Source organism: Streptomyces sp. NPDC055099, assembly GCF_053607685.1.
Map to the genome: position 1 here is coordinate 274,813 of NZ_JBSGUA010000002.1, position 16,305 is coordinate 291,117.

Below are 16,305 nucleotides of genomic sequence, written 5' to 3' on the forward strand. Positions count from 1 at the left end.
CCCTACACCCTTACGTACCTGACGTACTGCACGTACTGACAGAACTGCTCGTCGCCCCCAGACTGACGACGGAAACCGCACTGCTCCATGAGCCGGTCGGCGTCGGCCGCACCGAAGACGCGGTAACCCGAGCGTTGATGCGCCACCACGGTGGTCTCGCGCAGCACGTAGTAGTCCTTGGTGAACCGGCCCCCTCCTTCCGCCCGGGTCTCTTGCGCGTAGACAAGCCCCCCGGGCAACGTCCGCCGGAAGGCGTGATGTGCGTCCTGAACCGACAGGATCAGAAGTCCCCCCGGACGGAGCGCGGTTGCGAGATTCTCCAGACCCTTGATGTTGTCGCTCTGCTCCACCAGGTGGCTGCCCAGGGTGATGTCGTCGCCGTCGCGGAGGCAGTACCAGATGCCGCCGACGGAGTAGGCGACGTCGAATCTCGATTCCGGCACGCTGTGGCGGATGTCCGTCTCGACCAGCGTCACCCGGTCCCCGAGTCTGTTCCGAGCCTGGGTGAGCATTTTCTCGGTGTGGTCAATGCCGGTGATCCGCATGCCGGCTGGCCCTGTCGCAAGCAATTGATCACACACCAGTCCTGTGCCTACGCCGAGTTCCAGAACATCCCTGCGGTCGCCGATGAGTGCCCGCAATTCCCTCGCATAGGCGACGTAGTCGTAATACCCGGAGGTCATGATGAGGTCGTAGTGCGGCGCGAGCGCGTCATAGGAGTTGGTCACGCGCGGCACCGTACCGACGGCTCCTCGGCCCTGGAAGTGCGCGTCTCGTTGCGCGTGGGGGCAGCGGGCAGAGGCTGGCAGCGGCGTGACCGGCCATCAGTTGTGTGATGCCGGGCCCGACACGCCTTTCGCTTCCGGGCGAAATATTGGAATTGACTGATAATGCGAGGGTGCTCAAAACCACGCTGCCCCGACTGATTCTCCCCTTGCTCATCTGCACGGTTTCTCTCGGCGGATGCAGCGACGAAAGAGCTCCGGCCGACGGCCGGTCGGGGCGTCATGCGCCGCCGCACAACGCTTACGGCAAAATCCCGCCGCCGGAACGGGCCACGGCCATCCCCCAGCTCGGGCCGGACATGCAAAAGGCCGTGGACCGTCGGGGTGCCAGGCAGGTGGTCCTCGTGTCGGGGGACGCACCCGACTCCAGCTACTCGACGGTTCATCTGTTCGAACGTGACGACAGGGGCGGGTGGCGCAGGGTCTTCGAGCCGTGGCCGGCCCGCAACGGCCAACGCGGCTGGACCGAGCACCACACCGCGAGCGACCGGAGCACTCCGGTAGGGGTGTTCGGGCTGAGTGATGCCGGCGGGCTCCTGCCCGACCCGGGTTCCAAGCTGCCCTACGACCAGTCCCCCGTGTACGACGAGGACGGCGTCGGCTTCCTGGGCCAGTCCCTCAGGGGGGCCTTCGACCACGTGGTGGCCATCAATTACAACCGCCAGCCCGGCTCCCCGCCCAGGGACCTCGTACGCCCCCTGGGGGCCGAGCGCGGTGGAGGAATCTTCATCCACATGGACCACGGCGGGCCGACCCAGGCCTGCGTGGCACTGCCGCGCAAGGAGATGACCGAGCTGGTGAAATGGCTCGACCCCGGCATGAAACCGGTGATCGCGATGGGTGACGTGGAGTCAGTCGCCCGTTGAATCCAGTCATCGACTTCCGCTGGTCCTGGGTCACATGATCGTGCGAGGGTGACCCGCATGACGACAGAGCGTTTCGAAGTGCAGCGTCAGGTGGCCGCCTCCCCGGAGAAGATCTTCGCGTTGCTGTGTGAGCCCGCGGGACACGTGGCGATCGACAGTTCGGGAATGCTGCAGTCCGCCGAGGGGAAGCCCGTCCGCGGGGCCGGTGACGAATTCGTCGTGCACATGGACCGCGAGGCGCTGAACGACTACCCCTTGGGCAAGTACGACGTCACGGTGATCATCACGCGTTTCGAGCAGGACGCTCTGATCGAATGGACCATCTCCGGCCAGATACAGCCTCCGATCCGCCATCTGTACGGCTACCGGCTCGAGGCCCGCGAGGGCGGCACGCTGGTGACCTCGTACTACGACTGGAGCGAGATCGAGGAACGGTACCGGGAGGCGAACATCTTCCCGGTCATCCCCGAGGCCGGCCTTCGCGCGACCCTCGGAATCCTGGCGCGCAACGTGGAACAGTGACGAGCGCCGCCGTGGCCTGAGCCAGGTCGTTGCGTGGATCCGAGGGGGAGTCTGCATGAGACGTATGTGTGGGGCGGCGTGCCTGACCTTGGGTCTGGTCGTGGTGAGTGGGTGCACCCCCGCTGACCTGCCGCTCATAGCGGTGCGCAACGGGGACGACGGGCAGCCCGTGGTCGACCTGCGGCCGTGCGAGGAGGGCGAGACCATCTCGGGCGTGCACCTGAGAAGCTGGGCCCCTGAGGAAGGCGAAGCCACGGCCGACGAGAAGGACAGCGGGTGGGGGAACGAGGAGGCGAAGAACAAGGGACGCGTCGCCTTCCCCCTCTTCTCCCCGCCACCCAGATGGCACGCGCGGCCCTACGGCCCACAGGGACTGCTGCCCGGCCGCACCTACTCGCTGAGCTTCCGGAAATCCAGCAGCTACCAGGCGCACGTCTACTTCACCGCCGACGACCTCGCCTCCCTTCGGCCGGGCCAGGTCTGGGCCGACAGCCGGGCCATGAGCACCGAGGACTTCGCCGAACTCGTCGACGACAAGTGCTGACGACCATCGCGGCCGCCGTCAGCGGCTGTCCGTCATCCCGCCCGTCACGGCGATCACCTCACCCACGGTGAAGCTCGAGTCGGCATCCGAGGCGAGATAGACGTACGCGGGTGCCAGCTCCTCCGGCTGCGCGACCCGGCCCATGGGGTCCGAACTGCCGAGGTTCTCCAGGTAGTCGTCGGGGAAGCGCTGGCCCGCGACGTTGAGGACGGTCCAAGTGGGGCCGGGGGCCACGACGTTGGCGCGCACCCCGCGTCGTGCGAGGTGCGAGGCGATGGACTTCGTGAAGATGATCTGAGCCGCCTTCGACGCGGCGTAGTCCATCATCATGTCGCTCCCCTTCAGACCTTCCTCGGACGCCGTCGCGATGACGGCGTCCCCGTGCCCCAGGTGGGGCAGCGCCGCCTGCACGAGGTGGAAGTAGGCGTACACGTTGGTCTTGAAGGCCTTGTCGAAGTCCTCGAAGTTCAGGTCGTCGAGGTCGTTCTGGCTGTTGAGCCTGGCGGCGTTGCTGACGAGCACGTTGAGGCCGCCGAATGCCTTCACCGTCGCCTCGACCACCTCACGGCAGAAGGCGGGCTCGCAGAGATCGCCGGGCAGGAGCAGGCACGTACGGCCCTCCGCCTCCACCGCCTTGCGCGTCTCCTCGGCGTCCTCCTGCTCCTCCGGCAGATAGACGATGGCGACGTCCGCGCCTTCGCGGGCATAGAGGACGGACACGGCTCGTCCGATGCCCGAGTCTCCCCCGGTGACCAGGGCCGCCTTGCCGTCCAGCTTCCCCGATCCGCGGTACTTCGGCGCCATGTAGCGGGGGCGGGTGCTCATCCGGCTTTCCAGGCCGGGGCGGGACTGACGCTCGAACGCGTACGGCGGGACGGGCTCGGCCGCTTCCTGGGCGGACGAGATCGCGTGGTTCTGGTGCGTGGTCATGGGACCGAGCCTCCTCATCGATCAAGCGGGTGCTCGGGGTCGTGTGTCCGGATCAAGAGACGTGAAACAACCCGGTCCTATTCGTGCCGTGTGCCACGAGCCACGGGAACCGGGGCATATCCCTTCGTGCGCGCGGGCGCCATGCCGCTGGAGCCAACGGTGTGGGCGGCTGTTCTCAGGCCTCGTGCAGCCGGGGCAGGACCTTGGTGCGGTAGAAGTCGAAGAAGCCCTGTTGTTCGGGTCCGATCTGGCCTACGTAGACCTCGTCGAAGCCGGCCTCGGTGTACGCGGAGACGGCGGAGACGTGCTCGTCCAGGTCGTCTCCGCAGACCACCTGGTCGGCGACGGTCTCCTCCGTGACGAGGGTCGAGGCCTGCTCGAAGTGGGCCGGGTCGGGCAGCACTTGACCGAGCTCACCCGGAAGGAACTGGGTCGGCCACTTGCGGTGCACGGTCTTGACGGCCTGGTCCCGGTCAGTGCCCCAGCAGACCTTGAGCCCTCCGAGCACCGGTTTCTGACCGCCGCCCGCACTGCGGAACCGACTGATCAGTTCCTCGTCCGGCGTCATCGTGACGAAGCCGTCCCCGATGCGCCCGGCCAGCGCCGCGGCCTTGGGGCCGAACCCCGAGACGTAGATCGGGACGGGTTCGCTCGGGGTGGTGTAGAGACGGGCGTTCTCCACGGTGTAGTGGCGGCCCCGGTGGGTGACCTGCTCGCCGGTCAGCAGGTCGCGGATGACTTGCACCGCTTCCTCGAGCATCTCCAGGCGTACGTCCACGGCCGGCCACGCGTCGCCGAGGATGTGCTCGTTGAGCGCCTCCCCGCTGCCCACGCCGAACCGGAACCGATTGTCGGTGATCACACCCGCCGTGGCGGCGGCCTGGGCGTTCAGCGCCGGGTGCATCCGGACGGTGGGGCAGGTCACGAACGTGGTGACGGGCAGTGAGGTCACCTGGGCGAGAGCGCCGATCATCGTCCAGACGAACGGGCTGTTGCCCTGTTCATCGGTCCACGGGTGGAAGTGGTCGGAGATGGCCAGGCATTCGAAGCCGGCTTGTTCGGCGGCCCTGGCCTGTTCGAGCAACTCCGCCGGCGAGAACTCCTCGCAAGCAAGGAAGTATCCGTAGCGCGTCATCGCGTACTCCTAGGGTGCGCGGCCCCGGCTGGGCGGGGCCGGGGCCGTGCAGGACCGGTCAGGGCTTCAGGAGCGTCTTGATCATGCCGTCTTCCTTGGCCTGGAAGGTCGCGTACGCCGTCGGCGCGTCCCGCAGCGGCAGGTGATGCGTGGCGAAGCCGTCCACGCCCAGGGGGTCGTCGTCGGTGAGGTGGGGGCGGATGTCGTCGATCCACCGCCAGACGTTGGCCTGCCCCATACGCACCTGCAGCTGCTTGTCGAACATCTTCAGGAGCGGCATGGGGCTCGCCGCACCGCCGTAGACGCCACTGATGGAGAGCGTGCCGCCGCGCCGGACGATGTCGATGCCCGCGAACAGGGCGCTCATGCGGTCGATGCCGACCTTCTGCATCATCGGGCGGGCCAGCTTGTCGGGCAGGTGGCCGGTGGCCCACTGCGCGGCCTGCGCGACGGGCGCGCCGTGCGCTTCGAGGCCGACCGCGTCGATGACCGCGTCCGTGCCCCGGCCCTGCGTGAGGTCGCGCACGGCGTCGCCCAGGTCCTTCTCGTGCTCGCGCAGGTCCAGGACGGTCACGCCGCGGCGCCGGGCCCGTTCGAGGCGCGCGTCGACCAGGTCGACGCCGATCACGAGTTCCGCGCCACGCAGTCGCGCGATGCGGGCGGCCATGTCGCCGATGGGGCCCAGGCCGAGGACGGTGACGCTGCCGCCGGGGGGGATGTCGGCGTACTCGACCGCCTGCCACGCGGTGGGCAGGACGTCGGAGAGATAAACGAACCGGTCGTCGGGCGGCCCGTCGGGCACCTTGATGGGCAGCTTGTTCCCGAAGGGCACCCGCAGCAACTCGGCCTGGCCGCCGGGGACTTGACCGTAGAGCTTGGTGTACCCGAAGAGGGAGGCACCGCTGCCCATGGACGTGACCTGGCTCGTCTCGCACTGCGAGTGCAGCCCCCGGTCGCACATCCAGCAGGCGCCGCAGGACACGTTGAAGGGGATCACCACGCGGTCCCCGACCGCCACGCCGGTGACGTCGGGCCCGGTCTCGGCGACCACGCCCATGGTCTCGTGCCCGAGGATGTCACCCGGGTCGAGGAACGGTCCGAGTACTTCGTAGAGATGGAGGTCAGAACCGCAGATCCCCGTCGAGGTCACCTGGACGATGATGTCGTCGGGCTTCTCGATGCGGGGGTCGGGGACCTCCTCGACGCGTACGTCGCGCTTGCCGTGCCATGTCAGTGCGCGCATTCTTACGCGCCTCCTAAGGTCGGTGGCGTGCTGCTTCTTACCGTGGGCCCCGGTACCAGGCTGGACACACTGTTGTCCGTCCCGCCACAGGAAGCCCTCGGCCGGTGATCATCACCTCGGGTACCTGGGAATCGGCGAGTAATGCATGACTTTGGTCCTCCTTCCGCGCAAGGCGGTCACCACCGGCCATGGCGTCAGTCATCACGTCAGTCATGCGGCAGCAGGGAGCCGAGCGGGCCCAGGTCGAGGTTGAGGTCCTCACGACGCAGTCCGTGCCGCTCACAGAGGTCGGTCATGCGTTCGTCGAGGAGCATGAGCGCGGTCCCGACCCGTTCCTCTTGTTCGTCGGTGAGGTCGCCCGCGTCGAACCGGCGCACGGCTTGGCGCTCCATGAGCTGGCGGAGGAGTTCGACGACGGTCAGGACGAGGGAGGCCAGGTCGCGGCCGACCGCGTCGGGGTCGAGATCCACTCGGGCGGTCGCGCTCATAGTGGCCCCCCGTCCGCCCAGGGCGCGGGGACTCGCTCGCTCACGGACGCCAGCAGCGCGTGCAGCGAGATGCGTACGAGGGGCACCTCCGCGATGGCGATGACGAGGTCGCCGCTGACGACGACCCCGGTGGCCAGCACCCGGTCGAGGAGGTCGACGAGTGGGACCCCGATGGGCGCCCCACTGTCCGGGCCCTGCCAGGCGACCGGTTGGGGGGCGGTGTGCGGGCTCGGACTCGGGCTCGGGCTCATGTGCGGCTCCCGACGTGTTCTCCGTCGTCTACGTTGTGCACTCCGTTGTCTGCGTCGCGTACTCCGTTGTCTGCGTCGCGTACTCCGCGGTGCGGTCGGTCGCCCGTATCGGCGAGGGAGGCCGCGTCCACGAACGAGTAGGGCACCCACGGGCCGGTGACCTCCACCTCGCACCCCTCGAACTCGGACGCGGCGCGCAGCCGGTCGAGCAGCGCGTTGAACTCCGGGCCACTCCGCTCGGGGACCAGATAGGCGGCGTTCAGGATCTGGGTACGGTCACGTCCGACGATCTCGGCGCCGTGCGGCCGGCGGCGCACTGTCGCGCCCGCGATCGAGAGGACGGCACGGTCGAGCAACTCGGCCGCGTCCAGAGCGCGTTGACGGCGGTCGTCGCGTTCCTGGCCTCGCTCGCGCAACCGGGCCAGATAGGCGCGTCCGCTGGGCGCGGGCGCCTCGTCGCGCGCTGGGGATTCTTGCGGGGTCTGCGAGGCCTGCGGGGTCTGCGGATCGGGTTTCCGGCCTGCGAGCAGATTGACCTTCACCGCCCACTCGTTCCGCCCCGTGATCCGTTCCAGAGTCCGCTCGAAGCGCGGTACGTCCGCCACCAAGGCAGCCCGGCACCGTTCCTCGGAGTGGTACAGCGTGGCCAACGGCAGCGGGATCGCCCCGCCCCGCGCGGCGAACGCGGTCACCACCGCGTGGTGGTCCCGCACGCAGCGCTCCAGCGTCTCCGGTTCGGAAAGCCTCTCGCGCAGTGCCTTTTCGGAGTAGTCGTCGGCCGGAACGTCCTGGACCACGGCCCACAGAGCACCGGCCGGGACCAGACGCAGGGGGCCGCCGCCTGCGTGGCCCGACAGGTCCGGCGGCAGATCCGGTCCTCGGCCTCGTCGGACGGCGAACACACACACGGCGTGCGCGGGGGCGGGCGCTGTTGCCATCAGTGGGGTTTCTCCTTCATCCGTTCCGGTCGCCGTGGTCCGTCGTCGGCGGGAGCGAGCTCTTCCAACTGGGCGCGCAACCGCCGGTTCTCCTCGCGGAGGTCGTCGCGGGCAGCGCTCGACGACAGGGCCGGATCGGTCTCCCACCAGTCGATGCCGGCCTTGCGCGCGGTGTCCACGGAGGCGATGAACAGCCTGAGCCGGATGGTGAGCAACTCGATATCGAGCAGGTCGATCTTGATGTCGCCGGCGATGACGATGCCCTTGTCCAGCACCCGTTCGAGAATGTCGGCGAGGCTCCCGTCGGCGGGGCGGCCCAGGTCCGATCCCTGAGGTGACGGGGACGAGCGCCAGGTGTCGAGGTCGTCCATGGAGCCGGTCACCGCCTTCGGGCGGATCGAGCGCGGGGTCGTCGGGCGCCCCCGTCTTCCTCGTCTTCCTCGTCCTCTTCGATGTCCTCGTCGTCCTCATCCCGGTCCTCCGGCTCGTCCTCCTCCGCGTCCTGGTCGTACTCCTCGTCCTCCGCGTCCTGGTCCTCGTCCTGGTCCCGGTCGTCGTCGTACTCCGACTCGGCGTCGCTGTCCTGGCCCTCGTCGTCGTATTCTTCGTCCTCCAAGCCCTCCTCGTGGGTGCGGACGACCTCGCCGTCCCGGATCTCGCCGCGCCAGCCCTCCACCTCCTCGTCCGCGTTGAGCGTCACGTAGCGGGCGAAGTGCTTGAGGTCGAGCCGCAGGCGGCGGCCCTGAGCACGCCACAGATTGCCGGTCTTCTCGAAGAAGCCGGCGGGGTAGTACTCGACGATCACGACGATGCGAGTGAGCGTCGGGGCGAGCTCGTGGAAACTGACGGCTCCACGGGTGCTGCCCTTGCTCCCCTCCGAGGACCAGACGATCCGGTCGTCGGGCACTTGTTCCTGGACCGTCGCCTTCCAACTCCTGCTGGACGGGCCGACCTTCACCTTCCAGTCCGAGCTCACGTCGTCGTCGGACATCGAGACGCTGCGGACACCTTTGGTGAAGCCGCTGAACTCCTCGTACTGGGTCCACTGGTCGTAGACCGTCCGCAGCGGGACACCGATGTCGATCACCTCCACGATGTTGGTGACCTTCGTGTCGCCCGCCCCTCCCCCGCCGCCTCCGGAGGAGAACAGGTCCTTCGCCTTGCCGACGACGCTGTCCTTGATGTCCTTGGCCTTCTCCGCCACGACGGCTTTCGCGGGCGAGTCGCCCTGCAACATCCGGGCTCCCATCTTGGGGAGGGACCCGCCGTTGTCGGCGACGTCCTGCAGTTTGTCGGTGAGGCCACTGACCGCGTCACCCAACTTGTCCGTCAGGTTCTGTGCCTGGGCATCGAGAAAGTCGCTGAACCCATCGCGCAGCCGGTCCATGCCCGACCCATCGCCGCTGCCGGCGCTCTTCTTCCGTTCGGCCATGGCCGGTCAGCTCCTCTGCCTCGAACGCGACGTCGTCGCTCTGCCGCTGGACCTCTTGGCGGCACCGGTCTTCTTCGCTGTCGTCTTCTTCGCCGCCGACTTCTTCGCCGCGGACTTCTTCGCCGTCGACTTCTTCGCGGCCGTCTTCTTCGCCGTTGACTTCGTTGCCGCCGTCGACTTCTTAGTCGCGGACTTCTTCGCCGCTGTCTTCTTTGCGGGAGTGGACTTCGCCGTCTTCTTCGCCGTGGTCTTCTTGGCGGTGGCCGTCTTCTTCGCGGTGGTCTTCTTCGCAGGGGCGGACTTCTTCGCGGCGGACTTCTTGGCGGGGGCAGCCTTCTTCGCGGGCGGAGCCTTCTTCGCCGCCGACTTCTTGCGAGGGGAGGCCTTCTTCGCCGCCGGAGGTTCCGAACCGTCCTTACCGCGCCTGGACCCTTCGCGTTCGGTACGCGCTATCGCGGACTTCTTGCCCTGGGACTTCTTCGCTCCCGACCGGGGGACGGAGCGTTCCCGCCCCCCTCTGCGGCGCGGCGTCGATCGGCGTTCCGTGTCGCGGCTCGGACGTCGGCGTTCGTGGTCGTCACGGCCGGCGGTGCTACGGCGACGGCGCGAGGTCCGGCTGCGAGAAGGCGCCGACGGCTCGTCCCCGCCCTCCTCGCCGTCACCTTCCTCGTCGTCACCTTCCGCGTAGTCGTCCTCGTCCGCTTCCTCGTCTTCGTCTTCGTCTTCTACGTCGTCGGCCTCGTCGTCGTATCGCGCGTCCTGGTCGTCCCAGTCCTCGTCCCGCTCGTCACCCGGCTCGTCGTCGTACGCGTCCTCGTCCCGCGACGACCTCAGGGCCTGTGTGCGTTCGGCGAGTCTGTCCGTGAGGGAGGACATCTGACGGCCGGCCGCGGCGGACATCGCGGCGCGCCCCGCGTCCATCAGCTCGCCTCGCACCTGTTCGCTGAGGTCGGCGAACTGCGGTGTCTCACGCAATCGTTGGGCACCCTGCCGGAGCAATTCCTGCGGTGAGAGGCCGAACTTGCGACCCGCGAGATAGGAGCCCACGGCGAAGGCGAGTTTGGCCTTCTTGGTGCGGCCCAGGAGATATCCCCCGGCTACGGCTGCGCCAAGAGCGATTCGGTTGCATTCATTCATCAGGAATTCCCGTGAGTCGAGGCCGACGCCGCCGCGCACAACGTCAGGAGGTCGGGCGGTAAGGACGACGTTCCAAGAGGTCGAGCAGGTGCTCTTCTTCGCGTTCGAACTGGTCGAGATCGATGTCGCCCTGGTCCAGGGCTTCGTTGAGGGCGGCGAGCCGGGCCCGGACCGCGTCCGGTGAGTACAGCTCGGTCTCCGCCGCCTCGATCAGCCGGTCCGCGACCCAGCCCACACCGCGGATCGGTGCCAGCGGGAGCAGCAGGATGCCGCTGATCAGTCCCATGTCACGCGCCCACGGGTACGGCTTCGGCGCTCACGAAGCTGTAACAGGGCAAGGGGCCCGTGAGAGTCAGCGTGATCCGTCCCCGGTACCGGGTGGCGAGCAGATCGACCGCCTTGCGGAAGGCGGTCTCGGCGCTCCGCGGCACCAGGAAGGACACGTTCATGGCCCCTCCGGCGCTCTCGCGTCCCGCACGTGTCTCCGCCGCCAGCGGGCGCAACTCGGCCAGCACATCGGCGGCGGCCTGCTCCGCCCGGCGCTGCAGCGCTCCGGCGACGGCTTCACCTAGGCGCACGTTCGCCTCGTACCCCGGACGCCGCCGTGTCGTCTCACGCAGCGCGCGCAGGCCCGCGTCCTCACGCAGCACGTCGGGCAGCGCCTCGGGCACGGCCTCGCCCTTGAGGTTCCACTCGGACTTGCCCTCCAGCCGTGTCAGCGCGGCGAGATGGGCCTCACGGGCGGAGTCGAGACCGGCGAGGACGGTCTCCTCGTCGGGGGCGATCACCCCGAAGCGCATGGGCAGGACGGGACCCCGCCGGGCGAGTTCGGCGAGCACGTCCTGATGGGCGCTGAGGTCACGCCGCCGTGCACGCGGACGCCCCGTCACCCGGCTCACGACGGCGGCGAGGCCGTTCTGTTCCAGCATTGAGACGGCGGCGTTCTCGTCACCGACGGCACGGCAGCCCCGTGCGTGTGCGGCGTGCTCGGGGGCGGTGATGGCGTACACGTACAGGCCGGGCGGGCCGGGGGGTGTCGGCACGGTCAGTCCTCTTCGTCTTCGTCACGGCGCCGTGCGCGGGGGCGCTGTCCGGAGCGGGATGTGGAGCGGGTACGGGAGGAGGAGCGCGAGGGTGCACTGCGGCGCGGGCGGCTCGCCTCGCGCTCGTCGTCTTCGTCTTCGTCGTCGTCGGAGCCCGAGTCCAGGCCCAGGGTGTCCTTGACCTTGTCGCCGACGGACCGGGCGGCCTTCCGTGCACCGGCCTTGCCCACGGCGGCCGCGCCGCCGCCGAAGAGCTCCGGGACGGTCTTGCTGCGGGAGTCGTGTTCGAGGTCGAGGCGGTTGCATGCCTCGGCGAAGCGGAGGTAGGTGTCGACGGACGCGATGACGATTCTCGCGTCGATCTTCAGGATCTCGATGCCGACGAGAGAGACCCGCACGAAGACGTCGATGACCATGCCGCGGTCGAGTATGAGTTCCAGGACGTCGTACAACGTGCCCGCACGGGGTGCGCAGGGAACGACGTCCTCGCTGTAGGTGGTGGTCATGAAAGGGCCTGCTCCTCTCGACGGCGCAGAAGGTGCGCCTCAGCTGTCCGCCCAGCCGCGTCGGTAGCGGCGGACTCTGCGGTACTGCGTCAGGCGTCCGTGCGCGTCCAGATCCACCTCGTAGGTGGCCAGGAGACTGGTGGTGTCGGGAATGCGCGCCACCTCCAGCACATCCACGCTGACGCGCCAGCCGTCGCTCTCGGTCGGGCAGACGGCCGACACGCCTTCGGCGCGGTGACCGATGAGTTCGGTCAGCGTCCGGCATGCCTCGCCGACCAGTTTCCGCAGGTCCGGAGCGCCGTGCTCGTCGGCGCGCTGCGCCGACCGGCGGGGGGCGGCCTGGGTGCGTCGTGAGCGCTCGGTCATGCGACCACTCTTGAACGCCCCGTCCTCGACGGCACGGGCTGATAGTCCGAACAGGTGCCGCGGCAGCCAAGGGGCGGCCTCTGCGAGGGCGCCCAGAAATCAGTGGTACGGCGCCGCAGAGCGCGCCTATGGTGCTGCCGAACCGAGTCGTCCAGGAAAGGACGTGCCGTTGTACACCGCGTGAGTCCTCCCGAGCGCTGAATCGTCGCGCGACGCACCTGTGCGCCGCGCTCCTTTTTGCTGCGGACTTCTCACTGAAACCGGTGTACTTCTGTGCTCACCAACTGGGTGGTCATGCCCACCTGCCTGCCGACCGTTCTGCGCCGCTGTCACGCGTGCGCGTCCGATCGTTTCCGGACCGACGGCAAATTTCGCGTCAACGCCCACCACAAAATCCTCGACGCCTGGCTCCTCGTGCTCTGCGGCACCTGCGGGGACACGGCGAAGCTCACGGTCCTGGAGCGGGTGCGGGTGCGCTCCGTACGACCTGAGCTGCTTGACCGGATGCACGCCAACGACCGCGGCCTGGCGGCCGAGCTGCTCCAGGACCCGGTCGTGCTGCGCCGCAATCGCATCGCCCTCGACTGGGACGACGCCTGGCGCCTCGACACCGGCGGTTCGGATCACCTGGACCGCGAGGTGATAGACGTCTCGGTCCGCTTCGCGGCGCGGATACCGGTGCGGCCGGTGCGCCTGATCGCTGAAGGCTGCGGTCTTTCACGGGCCGCGGTCGGCAGGCTGATCGCCGAGGGGAAGGTCGTCTCGGCCGTACGGCTGAGCGGCAAGCTGTCCGGCGATTTCGCCTTCATGCTCAAGCGCTAGGTCCCCTCAAAGCCGGGGGCCTGACCCGCGATCCGCCGGTCAGGTCCCCGTGCCCGTCACCTCGCCCGGGCCTCCAGCGGACCCGTCACCGTCTCCAGGTCGTGCAGAAGCCGCTGTGTGTCGGCGACGACTCCGCCGAGCACGGGCGTCGCTTCTTCATGTGTGGTGTCCGCGAGCAGCGAGGTGAGGCGCCCATGTGCCTCACGTGCGGCGTCCAGCGCCGAGGAGCCGCGGTCGTCGCACGCGCAGACGTCGGCTGCCGCCGCCAAAAAGGAGGAAAGGATCTCCGGGACGTCGGCCGGCAGCCGCGGGCGCTCGCTCAGGTCCCGGGCGTCCTCGCTCAGCGTACGCATCGTGATCCGCACGTGTTCGGTGAGCCGGTCCCAGGCGAAGTCCCATTCCGAGGAGTGCACTTGGGGCACGGCGCGGCGCATGCGGCGGAAGGGGTTGAAGCGGTAGCTCTCGTCCGACCAGCGGCGGGCCGTGCGGAGATCCGTGACCATGTCCGTGAGGCTCTGCGCGCGGGAGTACCACGCGTCGGCCCGCGCCTTGTCGTACGTCTCCCGCACGCCCCGCGCGGCGTCGTCCAGCAACTCGGCGCAGTCCCGGGGCAGGCGGCCACGCAGATGCTGGACGCTGCGCTGGTGGACCGGTGGCAGCACCAAGGCGTTCACGCCGATGCCGATGACCGCGCCGAGCAGCGTCTCCAGAAGCCGGTGTCCGATCTCCACGCCGCTGTACGACCCGTAGCCGAGGACGAAGAGCGCCGCGGTGGGGGCGTAGACGCCCTGGGTGCCGAAGCGGGCGTAGTTGCCGAGCAGTACCGTCAGGGGCAGGGCGACGGCCATCGCCAGCATGGTGTTGTCCAGGAGTGCCCCGGCGCCCGCCGCGATCAGCGTGCCGGCGATGACCACGGTGAACTGCTGCACACCCGAGCGCAGTGAGCGGTAGATCGTGTTCTGTACGAGGAACAGTGCCGTCCAGGGCGCCATCAGGGCCATCGGCGCGTCCCACCACCATCCGGCGACGGCCCATGCGATCAGGGCGGCGCCCGCGGCCTTGAGCGACTGGACGGCCAGGTCGCGCTCGGGGCCCGCCTCCGTGACCGCTCTTCGGGCCGCGCGCCATAGGGCTGAGGCCTCCCGGTTCAGTGACGGCCAGCGGATGATGGCGCTACCCCCTTGCCCGTCGGGCGTGCTCTGCCGGTGCGGTGCGCATCGCCGGGATGCTCACCGTTTCGGTCAGCGAGGGGCGCAGCACGCTGTGCCCCAGGCGCCAGGAGTCCAGGAGGCGGCCGGCGAGGCGGTCCTCGAGGAAGCCCGTCGCGTGCAGGCCGAAGGCGACGTCGGGCGCGAGGGCGGGTTCGGCGGCCAGGAGGCCGCCGACGACCTCCCGGCGCACCACCTGCTCGTGCACCGCGTCGGCTTCCACGTGCTCGTCGTAGAACCGCTGCGCCGCGGGTCCCGCCCCGGTCCGGCGCAGCGCGGCGGCCAGGCGGCGTGAACCGGGCGGTGAGGTCACCTCGACCGCGGCGAAGTGCCCGACCAGCGCCCCGCGGTGGGCTCGGTGCAGCCCGAACAGGGACATCAGGTTGACGGTGGCGAGTGCCTCGGCCGGGGCCGCGTCGAGGTAGTGGCCGTAGGCCGTCTCCAGCGAGAGGTCTTCCATGAGGTCGGCGAAGAGCCGCGCGTGGATGTCCTCGGCGCGCCCGGCCCCGAACTCGTCGTACTCGATGGCCACCATCGCGGCCTTGGCCCTGCCGTGCAGCCGGGGGATCACCCAGGCGTGCGGGTCGGCCTCCTTGAGGTGGTACAGGGAGCGCAGCGCCGCGTACTCCCTGAGCTGCCACAGCTCGCCGTCACGGTGCAGATAGTGACTGAGGCTCGATCCGTCATGGCCCGCGGGCTCCAACTGCAGGGCGTCCAGGGCCTGTTCGGGATCGTGGTGCGGCGGCACGTCGGCCTGCAGCGCGGTGAGGAACCGTTGTTCGAGTACGTGCCGCAGGGTCAGCAGTCCGGGGTCCCACTCCCGGTCGTCGCCGACGCCCTTGAACCCCTGGTAGTGCAGTTCGTACAGGACGTAGAGCGCGAGCTGGAGATCGTCCCCGTAGGGGTCGGCGTGCCGGGCCCGGTCCGGCGGGAGGCAGGCGGGCTCGTTGCGCTGGAGTGCGGCGAGTACGTCGTCGGACAGCTCGCCGCGGGGAGCCGGGAGCCCGGGACTGCCTCGGCGGGACTCGGTGAGCGGGCTCATGGCGATGGGTTCTCCTCCGTCGTGGCGTGTGTGTCGTCGTCCCCGGCTTCACCCGGCGGTGTCTGTTTCCTGTGCGCCCGGGCTGGGTGCCCCAGTGATCGCGATCCACACCTGCGCATGTCACCCCGGACATCGGCCACGCGCGCCCGGGTGGCGGCATGTTGGCCGCTCTCGCGCTCGCCGGCCAGGGGCGCTCGGCCGTCAAAAACTCACGTGATACGCACTTGAAGCCCGGCGGCAGGTCCCGTTCATGCCGGGCGGGGGCCACACTGACTGCGTGAGGGCTTTTCGGGCGAGTGATGAGCACGGCTCGGTCAACGGCATGCTCCAGGGCACGGCCGATGACATGGGATACACGGACGTCATCCGTGAGCGCGAACGGCTTGCCGAGGAGCGCGAACGCCTCGCGGACGAGCGGAAGCTGCTGGCGGACGAGCGCGAGGCCGCCGCGGACGCCCGTGAGGCCGCCGCGGACGAGCGCGAGGTCAAGCTCGCGGAATGGGAGAGCCAGCTCGACGAGCGGGCCCGTGCTGTGGGGGAGTTCACCGCCGGCCTGCGGCAGCGCGCGTACGAGGAGATCGGCCGTGCTCATGGGTTGTTGGACGCCAGTCGGCAACGGCTGGAGCGCAGTGCCGCCGCGCTGCGCCGCGCGGCGGCGAGCGACGAGCGCCAGCAGCTCGCGGTGGAGCAGGAAATGGTCGCCTCACAGACACGACGGGACCACGGGGACTCCTGATACCGCTTCCTGTCCGGGCTCCTCACGCAACGCGGTGACGCTCTGTCGTCAGCGAGGGCCCCATCCGGCGTACCCGGGTCGCGAGGAGGGCGGGCGCGGCCTTACACCGGACCTATGAGCAACAGCGAGAAGCAGGTCTACAAGCCAGGTGAGATCGTCCCTGACTCGGGTATCTACGAGTGCGACTGCCAGCAGCATCACGGCTACAGCACCGACGTGCACGGTCACCGCTTCCCGCCGCCGCCGGCGGGCTGCACCGGCCACGGCTGGAAACTCAAGGACGCCGCGCACCCCGACTCCTGACGCGCACC

General features: G+C 69.2%; 22 protein-coding genes. 6 read left to right on the forward strand and 16 right to left on the reverse strand.

Going from position 1 to position 16,305, the window contains the following annotated elements; all coding sequences use genetic code 11:
• Positions 1 to 2 precede the first annotated feature (2 nt).
• Positions 3 to 728, reverse strand: a complete 726-nt coding sequence (locus tag ACWFRU_RS05595) for a class I SAM-dependent DNA methyltransferase (protein WP_453684811.1) — start codon at positions 726 to 728, stop codon at positions 3 to 5.
• A gap of 401 nt (positions 729 to 1,129) precedes the next feature.
• Between ACWFRU_RS05595 and ACWFRU_RS05600 the strand changes: the two genes are divergently transcribed.
• Genes ACWFRU_RS05600 through ACWFRU_RS05610 form a run of 3 tightly spaced genes read left to right on the forward strand, consistent with a single transcriptional unit; the run spans position 1,130 to position 2,717 of the window.
• Positions 1,130 to 1,651: a L,D-transpeptidase family protein gene (locus tag ACWFRU_RS05600; protein WP_453684812.1), complete on the forward strand. Its 522-nt coding sequence runs from the start codon at positions 1,130 to 1,132 to the stop codon at positions 1,649 to 1,651.
• A gap of 57 nt (positions 1,652 to 1,708) precedes the next feature.
• Positions 1,709 to 2,173, forward strand: coding sequence for an SRPBCC family protein (locus ACWFRU_RS05605; RefSeq protein ID WP_363205691.1), 465 nt, complete (start codon positions 1,709 to 1,711; stop codon positions 2,171 to 2,173).
• Between the two features lie 55 nt (positions 2,174 to 2,228).
• On the forward strand, positions 2,229 to 2,717 hold the full coding sequence (locus ACWFRU_RS05610; protein ID WP_453684813.1) for a hypothetical protein: 489 nt from the start codon (positions 2,229 to 2,231) through the stop codon (positions 2,715 to 2,717).
• Between the two features lie 18 nt (positions 2,718 to 2,735).
• Here the strand turns inward: ACWFRU_RS05610 and ACWFRU_RS05615 are convergent, their stop codons facing one another.
• The 13 genes from ACWFRU_RS05615 to gvpO all read right to left on the reverse strand — a co-directional run bounded on the left by ACWFRU_RS05615 (position 2,736) and on the right by gvpO (position 12,186).
• Positions 2,736 to 3,647: an SDR family oxidoreductase gene (locus ACWFRU_RS05615; protein WP_453684814.1), complete on the reverse strand. Its 912-nt coding sequence runs from the start codon at positions 3,645 to 3,647 to the stop codon at positions 2,736 to 2,738.
• Between the two features lie 175 nt (positions 3,648 to 3,822).
• A complete protein-coding gene (locus ACWFRU_RS05620; protein WP_453684815.1) occupies positions 3,823 to 4,782 on the reverse strand; it encodes a TIGR03557 family F420-dependent LLM class oxidoreductase in 960 nt (319 codons plus the stop codon).
• Between the two features lie 58 nt (positions 4,783 to 4,840).
• Positions 4,841 to 6,025, reverse strand: coding sequence for an alcohol dehydrogenase catalytic domain-containing protein (locus ACWFRU_RS05625; RefSeq protein WP_453684816.1), 1,185 nt, complete (start codon positions 6,023 to 6,025; stop codon positions 4,841 to 4,843).
• Positions 6,026 to 6,231: 206 nt separating this feature from the next.
• Positions 6,232 to 6,513 (reverse strand): gas vesicle protein K, encoded by a 282-nt coding sequence (locus ACWFRU_RS05630; RefSeq protein WP_451218405.1) that lies wholly within the window; start codon positions 6,511 to 6,513, stop codon positions 6,232 to 6,234.
• Positions 6,510 to 6,764: a gas vesicle protein gene (locus tag ACWFRU_RS05635; RefSeq protein WP_453684817.1), complete on the reverse strand. Its 255-nt coding sequence runs from the start codon at positions 6,762 to 6,764 to the stop codon at positions 6,510 to 6,512. The genes ACWFRU_RS05630 and ACWFRU_RS05635 overlap by 4 nt, the downstream gene beginning before the upstream one ends.
• A complete protein-coding gene (locus ACWFRU_RS05640) occupies positions 6,761 to 7,702 on the reverse strand; it encodes a GvpL/GvpF family gas vesicle protein (protein ID WP_453684818.1) in 942 nt (313 codons plus the stop codon). The genes ACWFRU_RS05635 and ACWFRU_RS05640 overlap by 4 nt, the downstream gene beginning before the upstream one ends.
• On the reverse strand, positions 7,702 to 8,073 hold the full coding sequence (locus ACWFRU_RS05645; protein WP_363205698.1) for a gas vesicle protein: 372 nt from the start codon (positions 8,071 to 8,073) through the stop codon (positions 7,702 to 7,704). Before ACWFRU_RS05645 ends, ACWFRU_RS05640 begins: the two co-directional genes overlap by 1 nt.
• Positions 8,074 to 8,081: 8 nt before the next feature.
• A complete protein-coding gene (locus tag ACWFRU_RS05650; protein ID WP_453684819.1) occupies positions 8,082 to 9,134 on the reverse strand; it encodes an SRPBCC family protein in 1,053 nt (350 codons plus the stop codon).
• 6 nt (positions 9,135 to 9,140) lie between these two features.
• Positions 9,141 to 10,271 (reverse strand): histone protein, encoded by a 1,131-nt coding sequence (locus ACWFRU_RS05655; protein WP_453684820.1) that lies wholly within the window; start codon positions 10,269 to 10,271, stop codon positions 9,141 to 9,143.
• Between the two features lie 43 nt (positions 10,272 to 10,314).
• Positions 10,315 to 10,557 carry a gas vesicle protein GvpG gene (locus tag ACWFRU_RS05660; RefSeq protein ID WP_453684821.1) on the reverse strand — a complete coding sequence of 81 codons (243 nt, stop codon included), beginning with the start codon at positions 10,555 to 10,557 and terminating at the stop codon, positions 10,315 to 10,317.
• 1 nt (position 10,558) lies between these two features.
• On the reverse strand, positions 10,559 to 11,314 hold the full coding sequence (locus ACWFRU_RS05665) for a GvpL/GvpF family gas vesicle protein (protein WP_453684822.1): 756 nt from the start codon (positions 11,312 to 11,314) through the stop codon (positions 10,559 to 10,561).
• A gap of 2 nt (positions 11,315 to 11,316) precedes the next feature.
• Positions 11,317 to 11,820 (reverse strand): gas vesicle protein GvpJ, encoded by a 504-nt coding sequence (gvpJ, locus tag ACWFRU_RS05670; protein WP_453684823.1) that lies wholly within the window; start codon positions 11,818 to 11,820, stop codon positions 11,317 to 11,319.
• A 39-nt stretch (positions 11,821 to 11,859) separates the two neighbouring features.
• On the reverse strand, positions 11,860 to 12,186 hold the full coding sequence (gvpO, locus tag ACWFRU_RS05675; protein ID WP_453684824.1) for a gas vesicle protein GvpO: 327 nt from the start codon (positions 12,184 to 12,186) through the stop codon (positions 11,860 to 11,862).
• Between the two features lie 273 nt (positions 12,187 to 12,459).
• Here gvpO and ACWFRU_RS05680 point away from each other — a divergent pair, with 273 nt between their 5' ends.
• Positions 12,460 to 13,008, forward strand: coding sequence for a DUF1062 domain-containing protein (locus tag ACWFRU_RS05680; protein ID WP_453684825.1), 549 nt, complete (start codon positions 12,460 to 12,462; stop codon positions 13,006 to 13,008).
• 56 nt (positions 13,009 to 13,064) lie between these two features.
• On the opposite strand, the gene ACWFRU_RS05685 is transcribed toward ACWFRU_RS05680, so the two are convergent.
• Both ACWFRU_RS05685 and ACWFRU_RS05690 read right to left on the reverse strand, forming a co-directional pair.
• Positions 13,065 to 14,177: an FUSC family protein gene (locus tag ACWFRU_RS05685; RefSeq protein ID WP_453685272.1), complete on the reverse strand. Its 1,113-nt coding sequence runs from the start codon at positions 14,175 to 14,177 to the stop codon at positions 13,065 to 13,067.
• A gap of 4 nt (positions 14,178 to 14,181) precedes the next feature.
• Positions 14,182 to 15,258, reverse strand: a complete 1,077-nt coding sequence (locus ACWFRU_RS05690) for an iron-containing redox enzyme family protein (protein WP_453684826.1) — start codon at positions 15,256 to 15,258, stop codon at positions 14,182 to 14,184.
• A gap of 277 nt (positions 15,259 to 15,535) precedes the next feature.
• Here ACWFRU_RS05690 and ACWFRU_RS05695 point away from each other — a divergent pair, with 277 nt between their 5' ends.
• A complete protein-coding gene (locus ACWFRU_RS05695; protein ID WP_453684827.1) occupies positions 15,536 to 15,994 on the forward strand; it encodes a hypothetical protein in 459 nt (152 codons plus the stop codon).
• Between the two features lie 114 nt (positions 15,995 to 16,108).
• Positions 16,109 to 16,297, forward strand: a complete 189-nt coding sequence (locus tag ACWFRU_RS05700; RefSeq protein ID WP_453684828.1) for a hypothetical protein — start codon at positions 16,109 to 16,111, stop codon at positions 16,295 to 16,297.
• The last annotated feature ends 8 nt before the right edge of the window (positions 16,298 to 16,305 follow it).